This is a genomic window from Chitinophaga vietnamensis, from assembly GCF_902167635.1.
Classification (GTDB): domain Bacteria; phylum Bacteroidota; class Bacteroidia; order Chitinophagales; family Chitinophagaceae; genus Chitinophaga; species Chitinophaga vietnamensis.
On the sequence record NZ_CABHMS010000001.1, the window covers coordinates 885,624 to 906,636 of the forward strand.

Annotated in this window: 18 protein-coding genes; 9 read left to right on the plus strand and 9 right to left on the minus strand. The window is 48.5% G+C overall.

What is annotated here, in order from left to right:
- The first annotated feature begins 4 nt into the window (after nt 1–4).
- Both cobA and FPG75_RS03655 read left to right on the plus strand, forming a co-directional pair.
- A complete protein-coding gene (cobA, locus tag FPG75_RS03650) occupies nt 5–781 on the plus strand; it encodes a uroporphyrinogen-III C-methyltransferase (RefSeq protein WP_143305192.1) in 777 nt (258 codons plus the stop codon).
- A complete protein-coding gene (locus FPG75_RS03655) occupies nt 781–1,371 on the plus strand; it encodes a precorrin-2 dehydrogenase/sirohydrochlorin ferrochelatase family protein (protein WP_236652716.1) in 591 nt (196 codons plus the stop codon). Before cobA ends, FPG75_RS03655 begins: the two co-directional genes overlap by 1 nt.
- Here FPG75_RS03655 and FPG75_RS03660 read toward each other — a convergent pair whose 3' ends face one another.
- Nucleotides 1,372–1,716, minus strand: a complete 345-nt coding sequence (locus FPG75_RS03660; protein ID WP_143305194.1) for a DUF488 domain-containing protein — start codon at nt 1,714–1,716, stop codon at nt 1,372–1,374.
- Between the two features lie 41 nt (nt 1,717–1,757).
- On the opposite strand from FPG75_RS03660, the gene FPG75_RS03665 reads away from it, so the two are divergent.
- Nucleotides 1,758–2,411: an HD domain-containing protein gene (locus FPG75_RS03665; protein WP_143305195.1), complete on the plus strand. Its 654-nt coding sequence runs from the start codon at nt 1,758–1,760 to the stop codon at nt 2,409–2,411.
- A gap of 127 nt (nt 2,412–2,538) precedes the next feature.
- Here FPG75_RS03665 and FPG75_RS03670 read toward each other — a convergent pair whose 3' ends face one another.
- Nucleotides 2,539–3,057 carry an acyl-CoA thioesterase gene (locus FPG75_RS03670; protein WP_143305196.1) on the minus strand — a complete coding sequence of 173 codons (519 nt, stop codon included), beginning with the start codon at nt 3,055–3,057 and terminating at the stop codon, nt 2,539–2,541.
- A 334-nt stretch (nt 3,058–3,391) separates the two neighbouring features.
- Here FPG75_RS03670 and FPG75_RS03675 point away from each other — a divergent pair, with 334 nt between their 5' ends.
- The 3 genes from FPG75_RS03675 (at nt 3,392) to FPG75_RS03685 (ending at nt 8,036) form a co-directional block, all read left to right on the plus strand.
- Nucleotides 3,392–5,041, plus strand: coding sequence for a CTP synthase (locus FPG75_RS03675; RefSeq protein ID WP_143305197.1), 1,650 nt, complete (start codon nt 3,392–3,394; stop codon nt 5,039–5,041).
- Nucleotides 5,042–5,208: 167 nt separating this feature from the next.
- Nucleotides 5,209–7,047 carry a membrane protein insertase YidC gene (gene yidC, locus FPG75_RS03680; protein ID WP_143305198.1) on the plus strand — a complete coding sequence of 613 codons (1,839 nt, stop codon included), beginning with the start codon at nt 5,209–5,211 and terminating at the stop codon, nt 7,045–7,047.
- Nucleotides 7,048–7,121: 74 nt separating this feature from the next.
- Nucleotides 7,122–8,036, plus strand: a complete 915-nt coding sequence (locus tag FPG75_RS03685; protein ID WP_143305199.1) for a M20/M25/M40 family metallo-hydrolase — start codon at nt 7,122–7,124, stop codon at nt 8,034–8,036.
- A gap of 124 nt (nt 8,037–8,160) precedes the next feature.
- On the opposite strand, the gene FPG75_RS03690 is transcribed toward FPG75_RS03685, so the two are convergent.
- The 5 genes from FPG75_RS03690 to FPG75_RS03710 all read right to left on the minus strand — a co-directional run bounded on the left by FPG75_RS03690 (nt 8,161) and on the right by FPG75_RS03710 (nt 10,332).
- A complete protein-coding gene (locus FPG75_RS03690; protein WP_143305200.1) occupies nt 8,161–8,784 on the minus strand; it encodes a SprT-like domain-containing protein in 624 nt (207 codons plus the stop codon).
- An 8-nt stretch (nt 8,785–8,792) separates the two neighbouring features.
- The gene (locus FPG75_RS03695; RefSeq protein ID WP_143305201.1) at nt 8,793–9,116 is read right to left on the minus strand and encodes a hypothetical protein; all 324 of its coding nucleotides are present in this window, start codon (nt 9,114–9,116) and stop codon (nt 8,793–8,795) included.
- 59 nt (nt 9,117–9,175) lie between these two features.
- Nucleotides 9,176–9,397, minus strand: a complete 222-nt coding sequence (locus FPG75_RS03700) for an AtpZ/AtpI family protein (protein ID WP_143305202.1) — start codon at nt 9,395–9,397, stop codon at nt 9,176–9,178.
- Nucleotides 9,360–9,788 carry a bactofilin family protein gene (locus tag FPG75_RS03705; RefSeq protein WP_143305203.1) on the minus strand — a complete coding sequence of 143 codons (429 nt, stop codon included), beginning with the start codon at nt 9,786–9,788 and terminating at the stop codon, nt 9,360–9,362. Before FPG75_RS03705 ends, FPG75_RS03700 begins: the two co-directional genes overlap by 38 nt.
- A 139-nt stretch (nt 9,789–9,927) precedes the next feature.
- The gene (locus FPG75_RS03710) at nt 9,928–10,332 is read right to left on the minus strand and encodes a hypothetical protein (protein ID WP_143305204.1); all 405 of its coding nucleotides are present in this window, start codon (nt 10,330–10,332) and stop codon (nt 9,928–9,930) included.
- 323 nt (nt 10,333–10,655) lie between these two features.
- On the opposite strand from FPG75_RS03710, the gene porW reads away from it, so the two are divergent.
- Together porW and FPG75_RS03720 are read left to right on the plus strand one after the other, a co-directional pair.
- On the plus strand, nt 10,656–13,703 hold the full coding sequence (gene porW, locus FPG75_RS03715) for a type IX secretion system periplasmic lipoprotein PorW/SprE (RefSeq protein WP_143305205.1): 3,048 nt from the start codon (nt 10,656–10,658) through the stop codon (nt 13,701–13,703).
- A 215-nt stretch (nt 13,704–13,918) separates the two neighbouring features.
- Nucleotides 13,919–16,261, plus strand: coding sequence for a penicillin-binding protein 1A (locus FPG75_RS03720; RefSeq protein WP_236652717.1), 2,343 nt, complete (start codon nt 13,919–13,921; stop codon nt 16,259–16,261).
- A gap of 231 nt (nt 16,262–16,492) precedes the next feature.
- Here the strand turns inward: FPG75_RS03720 and FPG75_RS03725 are convergent, their stop codons facing one another.
- Nucleotides 16,493–18,370 (minus strand): DUF4139 domain-containing protein, encoded by a 1,878-nt coding sequence (locus FPG75_RS03725; protein ID WP_161596653.1) that lies wholly within the window; start codon nt 18,368–18,370, stop codon nt 16,493–16,495.
- A 108-nt stretch (nt 18,371–18,478) separates the two neighbouring features.
- Between FPG75_RS03725 and FPG75_RS03730 the strand changes: the two genes are divergently transcribed.
- Entirely contained in the window at nt 18,479–19,630 is a 1,152-nt protein-coding gene (locus FPG75_RS03730; RefSeq protein WP_161596654.1) for a thioredoxin family protein, read from the plus strand.
- Between the two features lie 72 nt (nt 19,631–19,702).
- On the opposite strand, the gene sucC is transcribed toward FPG75_RS03730, so the two are convergent.
- Nucleotides 19,703–20,914 carry an ADP-forming succinate--CoA ligase subunit beta gene (gene sucC / locus FPG75_RS03735; protein WP_143305209.1) on the minus strand — a complete coding sequence of 404 codons (1,212 nt, stop codon included), beginning with the start codon at nt 20,912–20,914 and terminating at the stop codon, nt 19,703–19,705.
- Between the last annotated feature and the right edge of the window lie 99 nt (nt 20,915–21,013).

Below are 21,013 nucleotides of genomic sequence, written 5' to 3' on the forward strand. Positions count from 1 at the left end.
GAACATGAACAACATACAACCGAAACTTGTGCTGGTGGGAGCGGGTCCTGGCGATCCGGAACTGATCACCGTGAAAGGTCTGAAAGCCATACAGCAAGCCCGTGTGATCCTTTATGATGCATTGGCCAATAACGATCTGCTGGAACATGCGCCTGCCAATTGCCTCTGCCGCTTTGTGGGCAAGCGCGCCGGCATGCACGTGTACTCCCAGGATGAGATCAACCGCATGATCGTGAAGTATGCATTGACTTACGGAAATGTTGTACGTTTGAAGGGAGGCGACTCCTTTGTGTTCGGCCGCGGGCAGGAAGAGATGTCTTTCGCCCAGCAGTTCGGCATCGCTACGGAAGTGATACCGGGCGTTAGCAGCGCCATCGCGGTGCCGGGTATGAACAAGATACCTGTCACCGCACGCCATATCAGCGAAGGGTTTTGGGTGATCACCGGCACCACGCAGCAGGGTAATCTCTCCCGCGACCTGGAACATGCCATACAAGCCAATACCACCGTAGTGATACTGATGGGAATGAGTAAACTGGCGGAGATATCCGCGATATATGAAGCACAGGGCAAAGGCGCTACGCCTGCGGCTATCATCCAGAATGGTACGCTGCCTACGCAGCAACTGGGCGTAGGCCATGTGGCAGACCTGGCGCAGATCGCCGCCGAACACCAGCTGCATAACCCCGCGATCATCGTGATCGGCGAAGTAGTGCGTTTTCACGACGCATTCCAGGCCTTGCAGCAAAGGGTGTCTGAAGGATTAAAAATAGCAGTATAATGGATAATCAGCTGTTTCCCGTATTTTTCAAGTTACACCGCCTCCACGTACTAGTGGTAGGCGGTGGCAACATTGGATTGGAAAAGGCCAATGCTATCCTGCAGAACTGTGCTGACAGCACCCTCACGGTGGTGTCGCTCAGTTTCCTGCCGGAACTGGAAGCGCTGGCGCATCAATATCCCAATGTAACACTGGTGCAGAAAGCTTTCTCCTGTGGCGACCTGCTGGGCAAAGACCTGGTGATCGCCGCTACCAACGATAAAGAGCTGAATTATTGCATCTGGGAAAAAGCGAAGGGAAGCAAAGTATTGATCAATGTGGCCGACACACCGGAGCTGTGCGACTTCTACCTCGGTTCTATTGTACAAAAAGGAAACCTCAAAATTGCCATCTCCACCAACGGCAAATCCCCCACTGTGGCCAAACGCCTGAAACAGGTATTACAGGAAGCCATACCCGATACGCTGGATGAAGTGCTGAACAAATTGCATATTATCCGCGATAAACTCAAAGGCGATTTTGCCAGCAAAGTGAAGCAGCTGAACAGCCTCACCGATGTGCTGGTGAAAAACGAAAACAAAGAAGCCTGATCATTTTTTCCTGAGCCAGTCGGCCAGCACACGCGCCTGGTTGTTCGTTTCATCTTTTGCACCATACAGGAGCGTAACCCGCCCCTGCTTTGCCTTTTCGAGGATATGGTCTGCAAGGTCCTGATGATCTTTCAACTCCTTTTCATAACGTTTTTTAAATTCTCCGAAGTTACTTTCTTCGTGATGGAACCATTTGCGCAGCGCATCGCTGGGTGCGATCTCTTTGAGCCATTCATCCACATGCGCCTTTTCTTTGGTGAGGCCGCGCGGCCAGAGGCGGTCTACCAGTATGCGGTAGCCATCACTCGCCTCGTAGGGTTCATATACGCGCTTGATAGTGATCATATGCTGAATGTACAAAAAAAGTTGTCGTTATCTTTAGGGCTATGACAGATCAAAACATTATTGACGCGACGGTGACCTATGTTAAACAGGAGCTTGCCGGCGCGGAAGGAGGCCACGACTGGTGGCACATCTACCGGGTATGGCGGCAGGCGCGGCATATTGCAGGCACTGAAAAGGTGCATATGCTGACAGTGGAGCTGGGCGCTTTGTTACATGATATCGCTGATTCGAAATTTCATAACGGAGATGAAAACATCGGCCCTGCGAAGGCAACTTCGTTTATGCGTTCCCTGCAGTTGCCTGCCGACGTGATCCATCATGTAGAGATGATCATCCGGTATATTTCATTCAAGGGCGGGCATAACGACGGGGTGTTCTATTCGCCGGAACTGGGCGTGGTGCAGGATGCGGACCGTCTCGATGCGATCGGCGCTATCGGTATTGCGCGGGCCTTCAACTATGGCGGCTTCAGGAACAGGGCGATCTATGATCCGGGTATCAAGCCTGATCTGCATCTCACCAAAGAAGCATATAAAACGAACACCGCACCAACGATCAATCACTTCTACGAGAAATTATTATTGCTGAAAGACAGGATGAATACGGCTACCGGCAAGGCTTTGGCCGAAGAGCGACATGTGTTTATGGAACAATTCCTGCAACGATTTTACCAGGAATGGGAGGGAGAGAGATGAAAATGTGAAAATGTGAGAATGTAAGAATGTAAGAATTTACGGATTTAGGGATTTACGGATTTGTTGATTTGGTAAATCCCTAAATCCCTAAATTCTCACATTCTCACATTCTCACATTCTCCCATCCTTAAATAGCAAATAATGCTTTCAGTTCTTCTGCATCTTCTGGTTTCATTTTGCCACCGAGAATGAGGCGAAGCTGGCGACGGCGGAGGGCGCCGTCATATAATCTTTTTTCTTCTTCTGTATCTACTGTAATGGCAGGCACCGGGCGGGAGTTGCCGTTCGGGTCGAGCGCTACGAAGGTCATGAATGCTTCGTTGGATTTGTAGCGGTACTGTTGCACCGGATCTTCTCCCCACACGCGCATGTGCACTTCCATGGAAGTATTGAAGGCGCGGCTCACTTTGGCCTCGATATGTACCACATTACCCAGCTTGATGGGATTTTCAAAAGAGATATTATCTACAGAAGCCGTTACCACGGGCGCGCTGCAATGTTTCATGCACGACAGGGCGGCGGCGATATCCATCCAGTACATCAGGCGGCCGCCCATCAGGTTACCGAAAGTGTTGGTGTCGTTGGGAAGCACCAGTTCGGTCATCTGGATCAGCGAATCCTGTGCTCTTTTAGGCGTTAAAGTCATCTTTAATGTATTTCGGACGCAAATTTACAGTTTAAATAGTTATGGCGCCGCAATGATTGTGTAAAGGTTTGCGGGCGATGAAGGTTTTTAATAAATAATTTCCGTCACTTCGAAATTCTTTAAAACGCCCGCCGGATCAGTGATGGCCGCTGAATAGATGCAGTGAAAAATTAATAAACAAATAAAGTGGCAAACGAAAAAACTTGGGTGCGAAACAATTTTGTGTAACTTTGCCTGACCTTCGGAAGTAGTTTACTTGACAGGTAATACACCAAATGCAGTCCGGCACTTCCCCCTTTATAGGTCAAGTACATTTCGCTGAATTTTAGTTTTTATGGCAAAATATATCTTCGTTACGGGAGGTGTTACTTCCTCTTTGGGTAAAGGAATTATAGCCGCCTCGCTGGCTAAACTATTGCAGGCACGCGGCTTTAGAGTGACTATTCAGAAGTTCGATCCATATATCAATGTGGACCCGGGCACGTTAAACCCTTATGAACACGGGGAATGTTATGTAACTGAAGATGGCGCCGAAACCGATCTGGACCTGGGTCACTATGAGCGTTTCCTGAATACGCCTACCTCCCAGGCCAACAACGTCACCACTGGTCGTATCTATCAAACTGTTATCAACAAAGAAAGAGAAGGCGCTTACCTCGGTAAAACCGTACAGGTGATCCCGCATATCACAGATGAGATCAAACGCCGCATCCTGCTCCTGGGCAAAGATGGCAAGTATGATATCGTGATCACCGAGCTGGGTGGTACTGTTGGCGATATCGAATCCCTGCCTTACATCGAGGCGGTTCGTCAGCTGCAATGGGAACTGGGTGAAGAAGATTGCCTGGTAGTGCACCTCACGCTGATCCCTTATCTCCGCGCTGCAAAAGAGCTCAAAACCAAGCCTACACAGCACTCTGTTCGCCTGCTGAGCGAATATGGCGTGCATCCTGATATCATCGTTTGCCGTACTGAAGAGCCGATGTACCGCGATCTCAAGAAGAAGATCGCCTTGTTCTGTAATGTACAGGTAGATGCAGTGATCGAAGCGAACGACGTACCCACCATCTACGAAGTACCGTTGGAAATGATGCGTGAAAAACTGGATGTTTCCGTGTTGAAACGCCTCAACCTCCCGGTGGAAAAAGAACCGGAGCTGTCTAAATGGCGCGAGTTCCTCGACAAACTGAAATATCCGAAGTCCAAGGTCACCATCGGTTTGATCGGTAAGTATGTGGAATTGCAGGATGCTTATAAATCCATCCTGGAATCCTTTATCCATGCGGGTTCGCTGAATGAGTGCAAGGTGATTGTACAGAACATCCACTCCGAACACATCACACCGGAAAATGTATGCGAGAAACTGAAGAACCTCGACGGCCTGCTGGTAGCGCCAGGCTTCGGTCATCGCGGTATTGAAGGCAAGATCACCGCCATCCAGTATGCACGTGAAAATGCGTTGCCTTTCTTCGGTATTTGTTTGGGTATGCAGATGAGCGTGGTAGAATATGCCCGCAATGTATTGGGTTGGAAAGATGCGCATTCCGTGGAAATGAACCCCGATACGGCACATCCGGTGATCAACCTGATGGAAGAACAGAAGAAGATCACCGCGAAAGGCGGCACCATGCGTTTGGGCGCTTATGCCTGCGAGCTGCGCCCCGGTTCCAAAACAGCGGAGATCTACGGTGCTACCCATATCAGCGAAAGACACCGTCACCGCTACGAGTTCAATAACGAGTATATCACCCAGTTCGAAGAAGCGGGCATGATCCCTTCCGGTAAAAACCCGGATACCGGCCTCGTTGAAATGATCGAACTGCCCAATCATCCTTTCTTCGTGGGCTCCCAGTTCCATCCCGAACTGAAGAGCACCGTGGAAAGCCCTGCACCTTTGTTTGTGTCGTTCATCAAAGCAGCCAAAGTATATGCAGAGAATAAAAACGGGAAAGTGATAGCGGCCGAAGAAAAGATTGTACAGTAATTTATTTTATAATATAATGGGCACTTCCGGTGCTCAAGGCAGCAGCCCTTGAAGCGCTCCAAGCGCTTCAAGGGCTTTTATCGTAATTAACAGGGCTTTCACCTAAAAACCCTGTTCAAATCATAAAATCCTGCTTACCTTTGCTGCCTAAATTTTAATTGCATTTCATGGACAGAAATTCGGTTATCGGCTTTTTACTGTTGGGTGTTTTGCTGGTGGTATACATTTTCTACAACCAGAAACAACAGCAGAATGCTACGATAGAGAAAGCCAGGCAAGATTCCATCGCCAATCTGAACAAACCCAAGACGGTTCCAGCGGATACGATGACATTGACAGGTGCTAATCTCGACTCCGCCCACCAGGCGCAGCTTTCAGGGGAATTTGGCGTGTTTGCCGGCGCTGCCGTTGGCACCGAGCAAACAACTGTACTGGAAAACGATGTGGTGAAAATCACCTTTACCAATAAAGGCGGCCAACCCGCCAGCGTACAGCTGAAAAAATTCAAAACTTCAGAAGGCGGCCCGCTCATGCTGGCAAATGGCTCTTTTAACCGCCTCTCCGTAGAAGTGCCCGCCAACCCTACCAAGGTATTGAACAGCGCTGATCTCTTCTTTACTGCCGGTCAGCCGCAACAGCTGGCAGATGGCGGACAAGCCATCAGCTACCGCCTCAACACCGCCAATCCCGGCGCCTACCTGGAATTCGTATACTCCCTCAAACCCGGCAGCTATATCGTTGACTACAACGTACATGCAGTGGGATTCCAAAACCTGCTCCCTGGTAATCAAAACTACCTGAACCTCCAGTGGAACAGCCAGAACGACAGACAGGAGCAAGACATGCAGAACGAGCGCCTCAACAACCAGGTGCACTACATGTATGCTAACGATAAACACGATTACTTCACATTACAGCGTACTTCTCACGAAAAACTGGACAACAAGCTGAAATGGATCAGCGTAAAACAACAGTTCTTCAACACCACGCTCATCGCCAAAAACGGCGATTTCAACAGCGCAGATGTAAATGCCAAAGTACCTGAAAGCGGTATCATCGTAGGTCAGGCATTCAGCACGATCCAGATACCTTATAACCGCGCCAACGATTTCTCTTTCCCGATCGAGATCTACTACGGCCCGAACCACTATAAAACACTGAAATCATTTGATCTCGGCCTGGAAAAAATCATTCCGCTCGGCTCCGGCATCTTTGCTTTCGTGAAATATGTGAACAAATGGATCATCATCCCTGTGTTTAACTTCCTCAGCGGATTTATCCACAATTATGGTCTCATTATCCTGCTGCTTACCATCTTCATCCGTCTGATCATTGCGCCTTTCACTTATCAGAGCTATGTATCACAGGCAAAAATGAAAGTGCTGAAACCTGAGCTGGATGCGCTGAGAGCCAAATATGGCGATGATCAGCAGGCATTTGGCGTAGAACAGATGAAACTCTTCAAGAGCGCCGGCGTGAACCCGCTGGGAGGCTGTTTGCCTGCATTGCTGCAGCTGCCGATCCTCGTGGCCATGTACAGCTTCTTCCCGTCTTCCATCGAGCTGCGTCAGGAAAGTTTTCTGTGGGCAAAAGATCTGTCTACTTACGACTCTATTCTCAACCTGCCCTTCAACATTCCGTTCTATGGTAACCACGTGAGCCTCTTCACCATCCTGATGACCATCACCAGCTTGATCCTGGCCTTCTACAACCGCGGTATGACCGATCAGAGCAACCCGGTGATGAAGTACATGCCTTACATCATGCCGATCATGCTGTTGGGTATCTTCAACAGATTGGCAGCGGCCCTCACCTTCTACTACTTCCTCTCTAACGTGATCAGTATCCTGTTGCAGTGGGTGATACAGAAATTTATCATCAACCACGACAAGATCCACGCACAGATCCAGGAGAATAAGAAGAAACCTGTTTCAAAATCCAAATGGCAGGACAAACTGGAAGAAATGCAGCGCCGTCAGCAGGAGATACAACAGCGCAAAAAATAATACGATCTGAACAATTCAAACATAATTTTTAGCAGAAGGCTTCCCGATCGGGAAGCCTTCTCTATTTTGGCGAGATGAAACGATTGTTATTACTGGTTTGTGCAGCAGGTTTGTACATCCACACACAGGCGCAGGATACCATTCCTGATGCCGGCAGGATTCAAAAAATAGTGAACTATCTGGCTTCCGACAAACTGAAGGGCCGTGGTACCGCGGAGAAAGGCGGCGTCATTGCCAGCCGCTTCGTAGCCAGACAATTCCGGAAGCTGGGCCTCAAACCCCTTAATGGCAGCTATTATCAGCCTTTCACGTTCGACCGGAACACACACACAAATATTCCCAGCCGCAACGTGATCGGCTTCCTTGATAATGGCGCTGCGCGCACCATTGTAATAGGCGCACACTATGATCATCTTGGTACGGCTGGTTTGTTCGATGGCAAATACCCGGTGGGCCAGATCCACAACGGCGCCGACGATAACGCCTCCGGTGTAGCGGGCCTGCTGGAGCTGGCGCGCTATTACACGCAGAACAACACAAAGGAGCCATTCAATTTCCTATTCATTGCCTTCGGTGGTGAGGAGCTGGGTTTGCAAGGCTCCAAATATTACACAGCGCATCCATTGTTGCCGCTCGATCAAATGCATTTCATGCTCAACATGGATATGATAGGCCGCTACAATCCTGAAAGGGGCATTGGTATTGGCGGCTACGGCAGCGCGAAAGAATGGCCGGCCATCTTCAAGGATGTGCAGCAGCCTGGCATCAAATATTTCACCGATGCTGCCGGCAAGGGCGCTTCAGATCATCACAACTTCTACATCAGCGGTGTGCCCGTCCTGTTTTTCCACACCGGCGGCCACGACGATTATCACAAACCCACCGATGATGCACCCAAGCTACAATCCGCTGCTGAAGCCAATATCCTGCAACTCGGGATACAATTGATCAATAAGGCAATGGAATATAGCAGTTTGATTTACTCATAAGAATTTTCGGATTTATTGATTTTCGGATTTATTGATTTAATTGAAGCGGAGATGAACAATGCAATGTTGTTATCTTCGCTTCAATTAAATCAATAAATCCGTAAATCAATAAATCCGAAAATCCTTACGCGCTGGCCAGTTCTACTTCATACACGGGGCTGAAGAGGTAGATCTTTTTGGATGCAACTTCTTCGCAGCGGTAGCGTTTTCTTATTTTTTCGCCTTTGCGGAAGATGCGGCCGTCTTTGGTTTTGAAGAGTTGGTGTAACGGTAACTGCTCTACGAAAAAGTGATTTTCTTTTTGGCGATCGTAGCGTTTGAGCACGCGCATGAGGTCTTCGTCGGCGCAGGAGCTGGCGGCGGGATTGGCCATGCTCTGGCGTACGGCGAGTTCGATATCTGGTGGGAGGAGCTTGTTGCCAACGAAACCGCGGAGGATGGAAGAAAATTCGTGTTTCCATTCCTTGCCGTGGGAGGCGACGCTATTTTGATATTTGTTGAAAGTGGTGAGGTGGGCGATCTCATGCAGGAGGGTGAGGAGAAAAGCATATTTATTCAGCGATCCGTTGATGCTGATACGGTGTCCTTTTCCTCTTCCGTCGGGATGACGGTAATCTCCGAGGATGCTGCTTCTTTCGCGGGTAATGGTGAGGTGTACCTTATAGAAGGTGATAAATTCCATTACCGGCTGGAAGGTGCCTTCCGGGAGATATGACGCTAAAGCATTTAATGGCGCCTCTTTTTTCACGCAGCTTTTTATTTTTTCAGCCTGGTGAGTCTGAACAGACTGAGTGTTTCAAATACGGTGTAGACCAGGTACAGGAACATCAGGATAAAAATGGTGGCTTTGCTGACGTTGGGGCGATAGGCCAGTATATACGCCAGGATGCCGACAAGACACAGCATTAGTTTGCTGAGCGTGGATCCATAAACGGCGCGTACGAAAGCATTGTTGTTGGCGGATGCAAGCCCTTTGCGGCTCATCAGGTAGGAGAATAAGGTAATCAATGCCAATGCCAGATTGCCGGCGAGCAGCACGTAGAAATGTGCGCTGACCTCCAGCAACCTGGGTTTGAACACTATGATAAGTCCGTTTAAAATGCCGAATACTGCAAATAACCGAATAAAAAATCTGTCACTCATTGCTTGCGGGTGTCTTTGATAATTTGCCACAAAAGTATGGCTAAAGCCAGTAAAGAAAAAATGATCAGGAATACGGGGAATCTCCACCCGATATATTGGTCGAGTTTATATCCCGCAAATACGCCTAACCCCAATGTGGCCATCATCTGAAACGCAAGGCCCGCATAGCGGAGCAGGATATTACGCCTGTTCTGCTTCGGTGAGGACTGATTTTCCATGTTTGTGGCTTTCTACCGGCGGCTGTTCATCCATGTAGCAACGGCCATTGAATTTGGCAGTAGGCTCCATTTCGAAATGCGCGGTGTACACATCTCCCTTTACCAGGGCATTTCCTTTCAGGAATAATAATTCTTCCACTTTAATGATCCCGGTTACTTTACCGAGAACATCAGCGCTCTGACAAACCAGATCGCCGGTGATGTCCCCTTCAGGGCCTACGACGATCTTTGCTTTGGTTGATACCAGGCCATTTACCTGTCCATCAATGCGGATGTCGCCCTCACAAACAATATCACCCTGGATAGAAGTGCCACTGCCGATAATGTTGATGGTGGAGGTAGGTAACATCGTTTTGCTGTCACCTTTGGATTTCTGACTGTTATTAAACATAGGTTTTCAGGTTTTTCAAGTTTTTAAACCGATGTAATTTAAATTTTTAAATTTTTATATTTATAAATTTCTTGATTTATAGCGAATAGGAGCGATCGTTATGCAAATCAAAAAATCCCTAAATCCTTAAATTCCAAAATTAATAAGTGCTGTTGTCTACTTTCGGCACCTTCAACATCGTAGTATCGAGCTTGCCTTTAAAGTCGCCATTGATCACCTGCTTGATATTGTCCAGGTACTGATCACGGGCATTGACGGCCGTTTCGAGGGAGTCGGCACGCATTTTAAGCCGGATGAATTCTTTGCGCTGCTTCAAGTCGCCATAACCCGGGATATAATAACGCAAAGGCGTGAACACAACAGTAGCCACCGTAATGGCCACCAGCAATACGAACAGGGTACTCAAAGCGATATACACACTCATCCTCGACAATTTAAACGAAGTAACTTCTTCATAGGTATCATCATTCATAATTACCAGCCGGTATTTATGACTGAGCTTCTCGAGATTCTTTCTTTTGTTTTTATTCCCCTTCCTGGCCATTGCAGTTTTTCGTTTTCAGGCGGCTAAAGTTAATGATAATTGCTTTATTTGCTAACCTGTTTATCGGTTAATTGTTTGCGGGGGAATTTTTTATTTGATTATCAGGTGATTAAATGATATTTTTATATCAGGATAATAATAGCTTCGTCAAAACCAGCGCTGGAGCCATCCTACACGGTCATCAACCATCAACTATTTTATCCTATCTTTAAAATATTTTTTCAATCTATAAGTTATATATATTTAGCCTATACACCCTGGCATCCATGAACTTTTACAAATCGCTACATAAACACTTTGTTCTGTTAATAATTTTGTTGTGGGTGGGAAAGCCGGTTGTGAAGGCCCAGAATCAGCCGCGCAACCAGGTGCAGCAACAACAATCTGTAAATCAGCCCCAGTCAAACTCCCAGGGTAAGCCCCTGGCCAAGCCCCTTTTTAAGCCCAGAGAAAATACCCGCGTGCAGGACCGCCGCCCGCCATCAGAAGTGATGCTGGAGAAAAAAAAGTGGACCATCAAACGCAAGTTTTTCCAGAACCTGGCCACCCGTTACAATTACTATTTTCACGCTAAAACAAAGCTGAACACCGTTCTGAGAACAGCCAACCGCCAGGGGCAGGATAATTACAACGTATTATTACCCTTCTACCCGCTGTCGCTACAAAGCCAGGGATATAGCAAAAGTGAGCTCGACTCCGTGATAGAAAAGACCAACATGGCCATTCAGCTGCACGACCCGCGCGGCAAATGGATCGACGATTGTTTCCTGCTCATGGGCCGCGCCTACTTCTATGAAGGCGACCTTGACAATGCTAATAAAACATTCCAATACATCAACCTCACCTTTGCACCCAGGAAGAAGTCTGAGTACAAAACAGTGGTGGGCGCTAACGAAAACGACCAGATCTCCATCTCTTCCAAAGAAAAAAGAAAAGGATTCCTCGGCCGTTTCAAACACACCTATGCCCGTAACGACGCTTTCCTCTGGCGCGCTAAAACGCTGTTGGAAATGAAAGAGTACGACGAAGTACAGGCTTTGCTCAACCTCTTGAACACTGACCCCAATTTCCCGAAACGCCTGGAAGGCGGTCTCGCCGAAGTAAGGGCCTACAGCAACTACGTACAAGGCCGATACCCTGAAACCATCGCTCCGCTGCAGCTTGCGATCGACGAGAGCCATGACCGCGTATCCCGCACCAGGATGTTGTTTATATTAGGCCAGCTGTACGCACAGCAACATCATCCCGATTCTGCCATCGCGCAGTTTAAAGAAGTGATCAGCGAGAAACCCGATCCCATGATGGATTTCCAGGCAAGGGTACAGATTGCGCGCCTCAACGCTACCCGCGAAGGCGGCAACGTGCAGGAAAGCATCGCCGGCCTGCAACACATGCTCCGGAAAGAAAAGTTCGAATCTTTCCGCGACGGTATCCTGTACAACATGGGCATGCTGTCTTATCCGAAAGATCCGGATGCGGCGCTGAACTATCTACAGAAATCTCTCAAAGTGCCCAGCACCAACCTCGTACAGCGGGCGCTCACCTATAAAGGGATCGCAGATATCTACTACGAGCAACGTAAATATCTCGACGCCAAAAAATATTATGACAGCACCGCCGGCGTAATGACCACCGACTTCGCCGATGCAAAACTGGTGAACACCCGCAAGGAAGTGCTCACCGAGGTAGCCGCGAAAGTGGCGCTGATACAGCGGGAAGACAGTCTGCAACGCCTCGCCGCCATGCCGGAATCAGACCGAAACATCGCACTGGCGAAAATGGCCGCCACCATTAAAAAGAATGCAGAAGAGAAAAAGAAACAGGACGCCCTGAATGCCGCTAACCCACTGGATAATCCCGGCTTCGGCTTTGATAACGGCGTAAATAACGGCTATGGACCGAAAGCAGAAAAAGGCGATTGGTACTTTTATAATCCTTCGAGCAAATCATCCGGCTACTCTGAATTTAAACGCCGTTGGGGCAACCGCCAGCTCGCGGATAACTGGCGCCGCAGCCAGAATGGCGTAGTCAGTAACAATAACAATAGCGTAGATCCGAATGTAGGCGTGCGCATGCTCAATGCGCCGGATGCCGCATCCGCCATACAGAACCTGCCGCCAGACAGTATTACCGCCGACAGGCTGGCGCAAGGGCTGCCGCTCACCGCCGATAAAATGGCGGCCTCCGTGAAGAATGTGCAGGATGCCTGGTTTGATCTCGGTAAATTATACCACGACAAACTTGAGAACTCGCCACTCGCTATCGAAACCTATGATTCGTTGCTGTTGCTGTTTCCAGCGCATCCGCGCAAACCGGAAGTGCTGTATTCGCTCTATGTATGGCATGGCAAAATGAATCATACCGCGGAAGCGAACCGCTATAAAGATATGGTGCTCACACAGTATGGTGGCACCAACTTCGCTGATATCATACGTTTCGGCGGATTGAAAGATATTGATGCAGATAAAAAGAAAGCGATCAGTGCGGCTTACGATTCCGCCTATACGTCGTTCCGCAATGGCGACTACGCTACTGCACTGGCCCGGAAACGCCAGGCTGATTCCACTTTCGGCTTCAATTTCCTGCAACCAAAATTTGATCTGCTGGAAGCGATGGTGATCGTGAAAACCGATACGGCCTATGCTACCGATACCGCGCAGCTGTCTAAAAAGGCGGTGCAGTATGTGCTGAACAAATATGCGAATGATGAAGCAGTGCGCGGTCAGGCGCAAGCCCTGATGGATGCGCTCAATCACCGCGCAGAATTATCTGATTATCTCGCCAAACTGCAACTGCGCAAAGCGGACGGCGGCGGCGCCATGGTGGATGAAAATATATCCATGCGCTATCCCTGGCAAAATCCGCAACCAGTATTTACAGATAAATTAAACACGGCAAAAGCAAAAGATAGTATACTACGGATCGCCAATAAGGCTGAGGGGCCTGCACCTGCGCCGATCAAAACCCTGGCGCCCGAAAAACCGGTGACGCCTTACAAGTTAGCGCCAGACAATCCTTATTTCGTGGTGATGTCATTCCAGCGGGTATCCAAAGAGCTGATGGACGAAGGTTTGAACCAGTTCACCCGTTACAATGCTTCCAAACATGCCGGTGATAAAATTGAAGTGGGCAGCTTTGTACTTACACCAAACGATATCATGCTGATATTCCGTCTCTTCCCTAATGAAGACAGGGCCCTGGCTTATTTCGACGAGATCCGCGATGCCGCTTCTGCCAATATCATTCCGAAGATACGGCCAACAGAGTATTCCTTTTTTGTGATCTCCCGGGATAATTTCATCCTGCTCAACAGCACGAAAGACCTCGCAGGCTACCGCAAGTTTTTCCAGGATAATTATATAACACAATAAATATTTTGGGATTTTTTGATTTTCGGATTTTTTGATTGGAGGGATGTTAACAGAATGCCAAATTCACAAATCCATAAATTTTCAAATTCAAAAATTCTATTAGCTTTGTAGGTCAACATAGTGGCTGCGGAGCCCTTAAAACAAATTGTATACGCATGAAAAAATCGGTGAAAATATTGTGGCGAGTGGCGTTTGGACTATTAGCACTCTTTATTTTGATCATTTTACTTATCAACTTCCGTGTGATCGGCAGCATGCCTTCCATGGAAGAGCTGGAAAACCCGCGCGCAGCGCTGGCTTCCGAAGTGATCGCCGATGATGGTACTATCCTCGGTAAATATTACCAGGTAGACCGTTCCAGCAGCGACTACAATGAGATCTCCAAAAATGTGATCAATGCCTTGATTGCCACAGAAGAAAGCCGTTTTTATGAGAACTCCGGTATCGATGCGAAAGGTACGTTGGCCATTCCCTTCTACTTACTCATTGGTAAAAAACGTGGTTCCAGTACCATCACCCAACAGCTGGCCCTTAACCTTCAGAGCGATGCGCAGGGAAAGCAACGCGCCAGCAACCCCGTGAGCCGTGCGTTTCAGAAGTTGCAGGAATGGATCATCGCCGTGAAACTGGAACGCAATTTCACCAAACAGGAAATACTGACACTGTACCTCAACACCGTTGCTTTCGGTGATAACGTATATGGTATCGAAAACGGCGCCCGCACCTTTTTCAGTAAAGATGCCGGCCACCTCTCTATAGAAGAAGCGGCCATCCTGGTGGGGATGCTGAAAGGCAACACCTTGTACAATCCCCGCCGTAACCCGCAGATGGCGCTGCAACGCCGCAACACGGTGATCGATAACATGGTGGATTCCAAATTCATCACGCCGGCAGAAGCCGCAGCAGCCAAAAGCAAACCAATCGTACTGCACTATAACAAGATTGACCATAACAAAGGTCTCGCGCCTTACTTCCGTGAAGTGCTGCGTGATGAGCTCAAATCATGGTGCAAGAACCATAAGAAAGCAGATGGCACCGAATACAACTTGTATCGCGACGGCCTGAAGATATATACTACCATCAACCCGCGCATGCAGCTGTATGCGGAAGAAGCGGTGATGCATCATCTACAGACTTTACAGAAATCTCTATCTGCACAAAACAACGTCAAAACCGGCAGCGTGTGGAAGAAATGGGGACAGTTCCTCGATCAGTACATGAAAGAATCTGACCGTTATAAGATGATGAAAGATGATGAGGCAGATGATTCTACCATCACCCGCGCTTTTAACACGCCAACGAAAATGAAGGTGTTTGCGTGGAGAAGTTTTACAGAACCGGATCTCAACGAGATCGATACCGTGATGACACCGATGGACTCCATCAAATACATGCGTACGATCTTGCAGGCAGGCTTCATGGCAATGGATCCTGAAAGCGGTGAAGTGAAAGCATGGGTGGGCGGTCCTGATTTCCGTTATTTCAAAAATGATCACGTGGCTAAAACCCGCCGCCAGGTTGGTTCTACCTTCAAACCGTTCCTGTACTGCTTTGCCATCATGAACACTTCGCTCACGCCTAACAGCATACTGCCTAACGAACCTATCACCATCGACGGATGGACACCACATAACTCTGAAGGCGGTACTGGCGGCTCTATCACAATGGCGGGCGCATTGGCAAAATCGCTTAACCTGGTGTCGGCCTATCTCATCAAGATGATCGGCGCTAAAGCGTTTGCTGATTTCGCCAAGAACAAGATCGGCTTCACGAGCGATATTCCACCCTATCCTTCCATTGCGCTGGGTTCTGCCGAAATATCATTATACGAGATGATGCAAGCCTATACGATGTTCCCGGCCAGAGGTATCAACACTAAACCGATATACATCACCCGCATTGAAGACAGGAACGGTAACATCCTTGAAACATTTGCACCGGTGAAACGTGAAGTGATCGGCGAGAAAGAAGCCTACACCATGGTGAAAATGATGGAAGGCGTAGTAGCTCCCGGCGGTACCGGCGCAAGGCTCCGCAGTACTTACAAGATACAAGGCGAGGTAGCCGGTAAAACAGGCACCACCAACGATAACACGGACGGCTGGTTCATGGGCTACACTCCTAAACTGCTCGCAGGCGCCTGGGTAGGTTGCGAAAACAACTTCATACATTTCAGCACCACCGGCGTAGGACAGGGTGCTAACACCGGCCTTCCGATTTGGGCGTATTTCATGCAGAAAGTATATGCAGACAATACCCTCAAGATCAACACCAGCGATAAATTCCTGGTACCGGCCAACATGACCAACGACAACTATTCCAACTACGAAAGTAACGTACAACCCGGTGCAGAAGCCACCGATCAAGGCAACGGTACCGAAGCCGACTATGGTAACGGCAATGAAAGCGACTTCGCCACACCTGGCGCCGACAAGCCAGAACCGGCCACCACAGCGCCCAAGCCGAAAGAAGAAAATAAAGAGAACAAAGAAAATAAAGATAACAAAGATAATAAGCCGGTCCCCAAGGCCACTTACCCTCCAAAGAAAGGAGAGTGATCTCAAGATTATATGATTGAAAGGATTACCAGGATTTTTTTACAGGATTAATAAAGATTAAAAAAGATTTGCGAGAAGCACGACGAGGTTCCAGCCCTTGAAGCGCTTGGAGCGCTTCAAGGGCTATCTTCGCGAAGATCTCCGCAAATCTTTTTTAATCTTTATTAATCCTGTAAAAAAATCCTGGTAATCCTTTCAATCATATCATCCTGAGCAAGACAAGCTTCGCGTTTATTCTACGTTTACCAGCACTCCTTTCGGATACGATATCGCATACTTCAGGTATTTCTTCTGTTCCTGTGCCGGCGCTACATTCAGCTGCCAGCTGAGGAGGCGTGTGTTTTCGTCCAGTTGTGCGCCATCGTATTCTGTTCTGGATACGTCCATATCGCTGCTTACTTTGATGGGAAGCTGATCTTGCAGGATGATGCTGATCGGAACGGCCTTGTTGTTTTTCACGCTGAGCTCCCAGGCGCGGGTGATGGTTTGATCTTTGGCCATGAAATGCTTTTTGCTGTTTTCCTTTTGCAGCGTGCGGTTGATCACCACTTGTTTGTCGCGGCCCAGGGATATTTGCAGGGTGTCTTTGCCGGATTGCAGGTCCAGCACGGATTTGCCGAGATAAGTATCTTCAAAGTAAATGCTGGCTTCTCCTTCCAGCAGGTTCAGTTGCTCCCAGTCGGTGATGCCGGCCATGAGAAAGGCGGATTTGTCCAGTTTGGGAACGGCGTAATACTGGTAGCTGGCGGGGATCTCCAGCTCTTTCACACTGACTGCATAGGGTTTGCCATCGGGCGGAATGGTATAAGGTACCGGGATATCGAAATAGAAAGTAGTAGGCGTATACTGTTCTGTTACATCGGGTATTATGGTACTGGATTTTACTTTCTTTGCGGACGATATGCTAATGCCCGCCGCACGGCCGGTTAAGCCGTCGCCCGCATAACCCGTTACCACCACTTCTTCCAATGTCTTGGTAGAAGGCAGCATACTCACTGACATATTAGTACTGGCGGGCATTTCACGGCTGTTGAAACCAATGGCGCTGAAAACCACTATCTGCGGGCCTCCGGGGGATTGCAGGCGGAACATGCCCTTGTCATCTGTGATGGTGCCGATAGTGCGTCCCTGGAGTTGCACCGAGCAACCGGGGAGAGGCTGGCCATCATTGTCCGTAACGATGCCGGCGATCTCTCCGGGATGATTATCGGTAATACTACGACGTGCACTGTTCAACTCTTGCAGCGAGTAATAGGTACGCAGGTACCAGGGCTGTAAAGAAGGCTTCACATTGCCTTCGCCGGGATTACCGGTGCTGAGCGTGAGCTTGATATTTTTCCAGTCTTCCCCGCATTGCTGGTAAACGCTGGCTTTGTAAGTGAGCAGCAATGGTTGCGTAATATCTTTTACCCGCAGGTCGTAAGCCGGTATCCAGCCTGCATTCCGGACGAGGTAACTGATGGTGAATTTACCGCTGGTATTTTCTTTCGCGAGAATATCCAGGATGATATCGCTGGTAGGAAGATCTTTCTGGTTGCGGAGTGCCGCCAGCTGGCTGTTGACGAGTTCCAGTTCTTTTTCCAGTGATTTGGTATTCCGGTTGATAGTAAAAAGTTTGTCGAGCACTTCGCTGAGACGGCTGCGTTGCAGGTCCAGCGCTTCTTTCAGGTCGGCGGCTTTGGTACCGTTGCTGGTACCGGCGATCACCTGGTTTTTGGATAGCATGGTTTGTTCCTGCGTATATACCTGGGCGTTATTCTTCTCGCGGTCCAGTTTATCTTCCAGCTTTTCCCGTTGCGCATCCAGCGCGGTGATTTCTTCGCGCTGCGTTTGTTGACGGATGATATTGGGTTGATGGGAAACCGCCAGCAGCGTGAATTTACCATCTCCTTTCACCTGTATGCTCTTCGTGTCCACATCAGGAGAGATACCGGAGATGAGCACCTGGTTATTACCTGGTATCAATGTGATGTTAGCAGTACGGGTTACCTGCGCGCCATGCAGGAACACTGTTACTTTACTGATACTGGAAACGGCTGTTTGTCTTTTGTTCTGGGCTACAAGTGGTTGGAGAAAGGCCAGCATGATAAGCAAGGGAAGTTGTTTCATAAGGCGTTGATTTTTTTGCATGATGATCAACCGTACATCAATTCCATACTTGCAGAGAAAAAATTTTTTTATAGCTTCATCCCTGAACCACCATTAACATCAAAGACCATGAAACACACCATTAAGGCGCTGTTGATAGCAGCGCTGTGGCCATTGGCCGCGTCCGCGCAGGACAGTACCCAGTTTATCAAAGGCTCCTGGGCCGATCTCACTGCAAAAGCCAGGAAAGAACACAAGCCCATTTTCATCGACACTTATTTCGAAGGATGCCATGCCTGTAAAGACATGGAGCTGCGCGTGTTCCCGGCGCCGGAAGTAAAAAAGTACATGCAGGATAATTTTATCTGTACCGGCTACGATGTTTTTAAAGAGGCATTCGGGAAAGACCTTTGCATCAAATACTTTGTGCGCGGCTTTCCTACCTACCTCGTCATTTCCGGGGAAGGGGAGCTGATAGGCGCCAGCAGCGGGTATTCCGACGCAGATATTTTTCTGTCGCTGCTCCGCGAAAATGTGCAGCGGTACAAGGCAGGCACTTATCTTTCCGGCTTTGGCCGCGAATGGAAGGGCGATGAACCGGCCTTTTACAAAGCCATGTACGACAAGGTTTCCCAACCAACAGACCCCGCGGAGGTAACGGCTTACCTCGCGAAACAAAAAGACAAGCTCGCAGAAAATACTTTCAAGGCGATGCTGGCGGCAGGCGCCTTACCGGCCGACTACCGCACGTTCTACATAAAGAACCGTGCGGCTTACCTGCAACGTTTCGGGGTTGAACTTAACCGGAACATATTGGAGAAGTTATTGCGGGAAGATATGAAGGCCCTGCCTCAAAGCTATGATGCTGCTGCCTTTGAGTCTTTCCTGCAACAACAGCAACGTATATACGATGCGGGCAGCTGGCAGGAGATCCAGATGTTTTATGCAGAAAATTATCTCTTCAAAAAATGCAAAAACGCCAAAGCCTTCCTGGAATTTGCGATCGCACATCACGACAATAACGAGAACCGGGTGCGTTATATGCTTTTTTATATGGGGATGGAAATGCAGCAGGATCCTGCATTACAGGCATTATATATACAGTGGGCGAAACCTGTGCTGAGCGAGCATGCGAGCTTGGAGCTGCTACAATCAATGGCTTATCTGTGCAAGAATAATGATAAGGAAGCTGCCCGGCAATATTTCAAATGGGCCATCGCCAAATCAACCATGATGAGAATGGACGCAGCACACATGCAACAGGAACTAAATAAATTGTAAAACTATTGGGCCTCAGCGGAAATATTCCACTGAGGCCCAATAACCAAATATCTAAATAATAAAATAATCAAATCAGCTCACGGCTTTATTCACCAGTGCGGCAGCTTCGCTGAGGAGGATAGCTGACTGCACTTTCAGGCCGCTGTCTTCGATCAGTTTTTTCGCTTCAGCGGCGTTGGTGCCTTGTAAACGAACGATGATCGGTACGGTGATGTTGCCGATGGATTGGTAAGCATCGATCACACCTTGCGCTACCCTGTCGCAACGAACGATACCGCCGAAGATATTGATCAGGATTGCTTTTACTTTAGGATCTTTCAGGATGATGCGGAAGCCTGCTTCTACCGTTTGTGCGTTGGCGGTACCGCCTACGTCCAGGAAGTTGGCAGGTTCGCCGCCGCTCAGTTTGATCATATCCATGGTGGCCATGGCCAGACCGGCGCCGTTTACCATACAGCCTACGTTACCGTCGAGTTTTACGAAGTTGAGGTTATATTTACCAGCTTCTACTTCAGTAGGATCTTCTTCAGTAATATCACGCAGCGCTTCGAGGTCAGGATGACGCATCAGGGAATTGTCGTCCAGGTTTACTTTAGCATCTACCGCGATGATCTTTTCGTCGCTCGTTTTGAACAGCGGGTTGATTTCGAGCATGCTGCAATCCAGGCCTACGTACGCGTTGTAGAGGTTAGACACGAATTTCACCATGTTTTTGAATGCCTCGCCGCTCAAGCCGAGGTTGAAAGCGATATTGCGGGCCTGGAAAGGTTGGAGGGCCATGTTAGGTTTTACCCACTCCTTGAATATTTTCTCAGGTGTTTTGTGTGCTACTTCTTCGATATCCATACCGCCTTCGGTAGAGTACATGATCACGTTCATGCTTTTGGCGCGGTCGAGCAGGATAGAGAGGTAAAATTCTTTTACAGGGTTGGGGCCGGGATAGTAAACGTCCTGGGCTACCAGCACTTTATTCACTACTTTACCAGCTTCGCCGGTCTGGATAGTCACCAGGGTGCCTCCCAGGATATTGCCGGCTATATTCTTGATATCTTCTGCATTTTTTCCTACTGCTACGCCTCTCTGCTCTGTACCACGGATCTTGCCCTTACCGCGTCCACCGGCGTGAATCTGTGCTTTTACAACGGCAAACTCGTTACCATATTGTACTTTCAATTGCTTGTAAGCCTCGGCGGCTGCTTCAGGTGTATCTACCGGAATGCCTTCCTGTACCGGTACGTTATATTTTTTCAACAGTTCTTTAGCCTGGTACTCGTGTAAGTTCATCGGAATAAAATTTGCCGCTAAAATAGGTCATTATGATTTAAATATAAAACGGAGTCATTTGTGAATTAAAAAATAACTTTGCGCGGGTTTGCCTGAAAA